The organism is Actinomadura geliboluensis, from assembly GCF_005889745.1.
In the GTDB taxonomy this organism is placed as follows: Bacteria; Actinomycetota; Actinomycetes; order Streptosporangiales; family Streptosporangiaceae; genus Spirillospora; species Spirillospora geliboluensis.
This window is the reverse complement of sequence record NZ_VCKZ01000529.1, coordinates 1-5,587: the sequence shown is the minus strand read 5'-3', so window position 1 is coordinate 5,587 and position 5,587 is coordinate 1. Positions and strand designations below refer to the sequence as shown.

The window sequence follows — 5,587 nt, the reverse complement described above, 5'->3', positions numbered from 1 at the left end:
ATGCAAAGAACTTTGCACAGAGATTTAACCAGTACAGGTAATTTTTGATATTGTTTTTTTTTTTAGGTGTGTATAAGAGACAGGTGCCTGAGTAGTCCGCGCCGTGCCATGAAGACCGAGCAGGGTAACGGTTCCTAGGGGGCCTTATGCGGCGGTGGCGACGCTGGGCTCCCTGATCCAGGGTGGCTTCCGTACGGTCTCCCCGTGAGCCTGCTTCGCGAAGTTCGGTCGGCTGGTATGCGGCCCGGAGCACCTACCCGGCATCCGCTGAGCGCCGGCGGATCGAGAGTGTGTAGTCAGGCGACGGAGACGGCGGCCAGGGCGATGGCAGAGCCGGCGAACACCACGGTGTTGCGGATGTAGGTCTGGGCGCGGACCCAGCTGGGGAACGCGTTCTCGGCGGCCTGGAGGAAGGGAGCGACCTCGATGCGGGCCAGTTCCGGGTCGCCCTTGCGGCGGAAGGCGGCCTGGACGGACTTCACCGCGGTGAGGTTGCTGTAGACGATGCCGGCGTTCATCAGGATGACCAGCGAGGAGAAGATCCACGTCAGCGGCTGGGCCGGACCGGTGCCGGTGATGTTGAGGGCGGCGATGACGATCATGATCGCGGCGACGGTGGCCGGGGCTGCGGTCTCGTGGCCGCCGGCGTCGAAGCGGAGTTTGTTCTCCTCCAGGACCTCCGGCCGGACGTTCTGGCGGCGGAGTTCGGTGACCGCGGCGGCCTTGGCGGCCGGGCCGTAGCGGTGACGGACCAGCGGGATGCTGACGAACGCGGCGGCGACCAGCAGCTGCATGACGGCGGCGAGGGTGTTCATGGAAGGCTCTCCTCAGGTCTTGCACTTCGTTCAAGTGGCTGGATGGCGAGAACGCTAACCCTCACTTGAACAAAGTTCAAGACCTCATTTGAACAAAGTGCAATGGCTCCGTACTGTGAGGCCATGCCATGCCATGCCACGCGACACCCTGACCCGGGACCAGATCGTCCGCACCGCTGTCGAACTTCTGGACGCCGAAGGACTCGAAGGCCTGCCGACCGGGTCTGGGGCGAGCTCACGCTGCCCGACCCGGAGGCGGTCGGCTGGCGCGCCGCCGCCACCGCCATGGCCACCGACCTGTACGTGCTCGGCAACGCGGCTGGCGCCGCCGCGACGGCCTCACTGACCCGCAAGCTCGACCAGGACGGCGGCACCGCCCACGAGCAACTCCACGACGCCATGGCAAAGGCCCACCAGATCGCCATGCACTACCCGCGTCTGCGCGCCCGCCTGGAGACCTCAGCGGCGGCCGACTACGCAGCCTCCCCCGACCAGACCTTCGAGTTCGGTCTCCATGCCCTCCTCGACGGTCTGAGGGGACGACTCGGCGGCCCGACAGCCGCCGGACGGGCCGATAGGGCCGTTGACCGGAAATGAGAACGCGTTACAGTTTCTGTCATGACCGCAGTCACTTGGGACGCGCCCGACGGTGACCACCCTGCGCGCCGGGCGGTACGCGCGGCGATGGCCGCGGCCGCCGACGGGCGCAAGCAGGAGTGGCTCGCCCTGTTCCGCCCGGACGCCGTCATCGAGGACCCCGTCGGCCCCTCGATGCTCGATCCCGAAGGCAAGGGGCACCGTGGGCCGGACGGGATCGAGCGGTTCTGGGACGAGAACATCGCCCGGGTGCGCAAGTTCCGCTTCCGGGTGAGCGACTCGTTCGCCAACGGACCCGCCTGCGCCAACGTCGTCACCATCACCGCGACGCTGGACGGCGGGACCACCATGACGATCGACTGCCTGACCGTCTACACGGTCGATGACGACGGCCTGATCACCTCGTTCCGCGCCCACTGGGAACCGGATCGAGTGATGGCCACTCTGACCTCGCCATAGGGCTCGGAGAAATCGGCATCGGGCCGTGCGTGCTTCCCCAGGAGCGCAGCGGCTCCCCTCACTGGCGGTCGTCCCGGACAACGCCGAGCCGACCGTCGCGCTCACGGTTATGCTCACCGCAAGGCGGCGGCGGGCGACATCTTCGCCCCGCGCCCCTCAGGCATCGAGTGCACCGTTCGCCTGCTGCGTCGAAGAACCGGCCACCCTGAACCGGCCCGCCCAGCCCCTCGGCCGACCGAGGAGCCGGAACGGCCGGAGATGCTGCCCGCCGACCTCCGCGCCCCGCGGCGGCCGGGCTGATGTCCGCACTTCTAATCCGTAGGTTGTGGGTTCGAGACCCACACGGCGCACCAGCACTGACGAGGGAAAATGCGGGATTGTCCGGCTTATCCACCGCCCGACATGTTCCGGTTTGCCCCGTGGCGGCCCGGCGGCTCAATTCGGGCCCCGCATCCGCCCTGGTAGCGCCTCGAAACCCAAGTTCCGCACTTTCCTAGGCAGGGCCCGCAGGGAGAGGTGACGGACGATGACGGCATCGGTGGGATCCAGCGCCAGGGCGGATCCGGCGCGGCTCATGGCGATGCTGACGTGCGCGGCCGAGTCTAGGAGCGTCCAGCGTTGCGGACGCAGATGAACCGCACTTCGGGCACTCGGGCCCACTCGGGGTCGTCCTGAACTACGGGTTCGCCGCGCTGATCTACCTCCTCATCGCCCAACTCGTCACACGGACGCTGGACCGCCCCTGACCCGAGACGCCGACCTCGCCCCACGCTGAGGTACAGCACTGTCCGGATGTCCGGCCCGCCGATGCTGCTTCCGTTGGCGGTCAACGCGGAGGACACATGTGACGCTTCGGACTTCCAGGGCGCTGGAGTAGTAGACGACGGCCACGGACACCCCACCTCTCCGGGCCGTCGGCGGGGTGCTCGAACGGACTGCGAGCGCCCCGTGGCGCAAGCCCCGCCCCTATGCCCCCGATGGGGCGGGGCTCTGCCCAGCCCCAAGGCAGAGGCGCCCGACCCCGCCGGTCCCGGGCAAGAGCGCCATGACGGCTGTTGGCGAAACGGCGGGTGACGGGATTGGGGTTATGGGCAGGCATGGACGCGCGGCCGAAGCCTCGGTGACGCTGGCCGGGCGGTACCGGCTGATCGAGCCGGTCGGCCGGGGCGGCATGGGCGAAGTGTGGGCCGCCGAGGATGCGGCGCTGAGACGCATGGTGGCGGTCAAACTACTGGACCCCGCACCCGTCCCCGACCGGCCCGCGAGCACGACCCGTGCGGACGCAGCGGACACCACGAGCGAACGGGTGTGGCGGGAGGCCCGCGGCGCCGCGCGACTGGCGCACACCCCAACGTCGTGCGGATCTATGACGTGGCCGCCGATGGAGACCGGCGACCTGCTGCCGGCCGACATGGCACCCTCAAGCTCACCGACTTCGGCATTGCCAGCCCCACGGACATGCACTCCCCCGCACAGGGAACCGAACCAACTCCAGGCGTGATCATGGGAACCGCCGGCTACCTGTCTCCCGAACTGGCCCGTAAGGTCCCGCCCAGCCCCGCCGGCGACACCCAGGCGGACATGCTCCGGCGGCACCTGCACGACACTCCCGTCCCGCCCGGTCGGCTACGCCCGCACGTGCCCGTGGAACTGGAGCGGGCGGTCCTGCGGCTTCTGGTCTAGGACCCTGCGGCGCGCCGACGAGTTCTGGCTCCACGTGATCACCGCGGGCACGGTTGATCACGGATGAAAGCGCCCCCTCCTGCCTCAGGAGTGCCCGTAAGGCGTGGCGGTTGTCCTGTCCGGACAGGTCAACGTCAGGTAGCTCGACGTGGACTTCTTGTCCGTGGAGCGCTCACGATGGACGGTATGGACGCGGCCTTGGCTTCAGATAAGAAGACCGGGAATGCGCTGACGGCGTTCCTGCCGGCCGCGCGCGTCTTCGGCGTGCCGGACGACGCACCGATGCCCGCGGCTTTGGCCGTGGTCTGGTCCGGCCGCCACTTGCTCTTGGTCTTCGACCGCTTCCGTCAACAGTGGGAACTACCGGGCAGCCGGATCGAACCTGGCGAGGCACCCCTCCAAGCAGCCGTGCGGGAACTGCGCGAGGAGAGCGGCCTGCGTCTACCGACCCTCGCCCTCGCCGGGTACGCGCGCTTCCGGCTCGCAACCCCACCCCATGACGAATACGCCGCCATCTGCGCCGGCCACGTCACCAGCCGCCACCACAACTTCACGCCCAACCAGGAGATCAGCGCCATCCGCTGGTGGGACGCGACCCGCCCGCCTCCCGCCGATATCCAGATCCTTGACGCGACCCTGGCGCAACGTACCTGCCGCTCGGGGAGAGCCGCTCCGCCTCAGTAAGTTGTACCGACGTGCAAGCCCTTCAGGCCAGGCGAACTGGCGACTTGTTGAGCACGGGTGCGGACGCGCCGGTATGAGCCAGTGCCGTCTCGATGACGGCACCGTTGAAGGTGAACCGGTCGACGACGGCGGCGCACAGTCGGCCGCGATCGTCCGCTGGTCGGGGCGGTGCTGATGGTGGAACAGATCGACGAGTGGACCGAGGCTGTGCGAATGCAATGATACGCCGAATGGCGCGCGACCGCCGCGACATCTGCCTCCGGCGGCCGGCAGGGCTCAGGACCCGCGCGGCCGAAGGCCGGCAAGGAGTTTGAGAAGGGCGATCGCCGAGTCGGGACGCTGAGGCGAGGCCCAGGTGTCGCCGGTTGCGCCACAACTCCCTCCGGTCGAGGTGCGTCCTACTTTCCAGCGAACGAAGAGCCGCCGAGACGGAGGATGCAGCGACATGGGTTTGGGTTTCGTTGTGTGCGCGACGAGCGGGACGGTGGTTTTCCTGATCGGACTGCACAACGCCCTACTGGTTCGGCGACTACGACAGCACGGGATACGCACCAGCGGCCTCGTCGTCGACCAGACGCGCGAGAGCACCGACTCGGGGCACTACTGGAAGCCCGTCATCTCCTTCACCGACCAACACGGACACACTGTGACCTTCCAGCCCGGCGTGGGCGGCAAGGGGTATGAGCTGCCGACCGGGCGGGAGGTGCCCGTGGTCTACCTGGCGGACAATCCGGAGAAGGTCAAGGTGGACATGCGGCGGTTCACGACCTCGCAGGCGTTGTACCTCATGTTCTTTGGATTGGTCTTCTTGAGTGTCGCCGTCGCGATCCTGATGGCAGGTTGACTCGGGCGACTTCGCCACCACCGGATCGCCGCCCTTAACGGACGGACCTCTGCACTCCGGCACCTCGTGGCTCCAAACCCCGACACCACCGCAGGCTGCTGCCGTATCCACCCTAAACGTCGTCCGAGCTACCCGGGGGCTCGGAGCACCCACCTCCATCATCTCAACCGCGCGCTGCACACGATCGTGCTGGTTCGCACCCGCGTCGCCCCGTCGACGACGGCTTACATCCAGCGACGCGTCAGCACGACGAGAATGGCAGCCTCGGCCAGTAGCGGCAGGCCGCGGTGTAGAGCGGGCGTGAGGGGTTTGAGGGGGGCGGTAAGGCATTCGCCGGACGCTGGGCACGGCGCCGGGATCCGATGATCGCCGTATGACATCTGCCAAGGACACGGCCCCCGGCGTCGAGCGGCGTGCGGCCGGGAAGAGCCGGCGCGGCATCGGCCGGCGAGGACTGCTCAAGGCCGCGCTCATCGGTGTGCCCGCCGTGGTCGCGGGGGGAGGC

Annotated in this window: 6 protein-coding genes; 5 read left to right on the top strand and 1 reads right to left on the bottom strand. The window is 68.2% G+C overall.

Features of this window, described 5'->3' with window-relative positions:
• Positions 1 to 296: 296 nt before the first annotated feature.
• A complete protein-coding gene (locus tag ETD96_RS40490; RefSeq protein WP_138641780.1) occupies positions 297 to 815 on the bottom strand; it encodes a hypothetical protein in 519 nt (172 codons plus the stop codon).
• 285 nt (positions 816 to 1,100) lie between these two features.
• Here ETD96_RS40490 and ETD96_RS40485 point away from each other — a divergent pair, with 285 nt between their 5' ends.
• The 5 genes from ETD96_RS40485 (at position 1,101) to ETD96_RS40460 (ending at position 5,082) form a co-directional block, all read left to right on the top strand.
• Complete coding sequence (locus tag ETD96_RS40485) at positions 1,101 to 1,412, top strand: TetR/AcrR family transcriptional regulator C-terminal domain-containing protein (RefSeq protein ID WP_240808569.1); 312 nt, start codon at positions 1,101 to 1,103, stop codon at positions 1,410 to 1,412.
• A gap of 21 nt (positions 1,413 to 1,433) precedes the next feature.
• On the top strand, positions 1,434 to 1,871 hold the full coding sequence (locus tag ETD96_RS40480) for a nuclear transport factor 2 family protein (RefSeq protein ID WP_138641779.1): 438 nt from the start codon (positions 1,434 to 1,436) through the stop codon (positions 1,869 to 1,871).
• 1,497 nt (positions 1,872 to 3,368) lie between these two features.
• Positions 3,369 to 3,554 carry a protein kinase family protein gene (locus ETD96_RS40470; protein ID WP_138641777.1) on the top strand — a complete coding sequence of 62 codons (186 nt, stop codon included), beginning with the start codon at positions 3,369 to 3,371 and terminating at the stop codon, positions 3,552 to 3,554.
• A 177-nt stretch (positions 3,555 to 3,731) separates the two neighbouring features.
• On the top strand, positions 3,732 to 4,238 hold the full coding sequence (locus ETD96_RS40465) for an NUDIX hydrolase (RefSeq protein ID WP_171069479.1): 507 nt from the start codon (positions 3,732 to 3,734) through the stop codon (positions 4,236 to 4,238).
• Between the two features lie 445 nt (positions 4,239 to 4,683).
• A complete protein-coding gene (locus ETD96_RS40460; RefSeq protein WP_138641776.1) occupies positions 4,684 to 5,082 on the top strand; it encodes a DUF3592 domain-containing protein in 399 nt (132 codons plus the stop codon).
• Positions 5,083 to 5,587 lie beyond the last annotated feature (505 nt).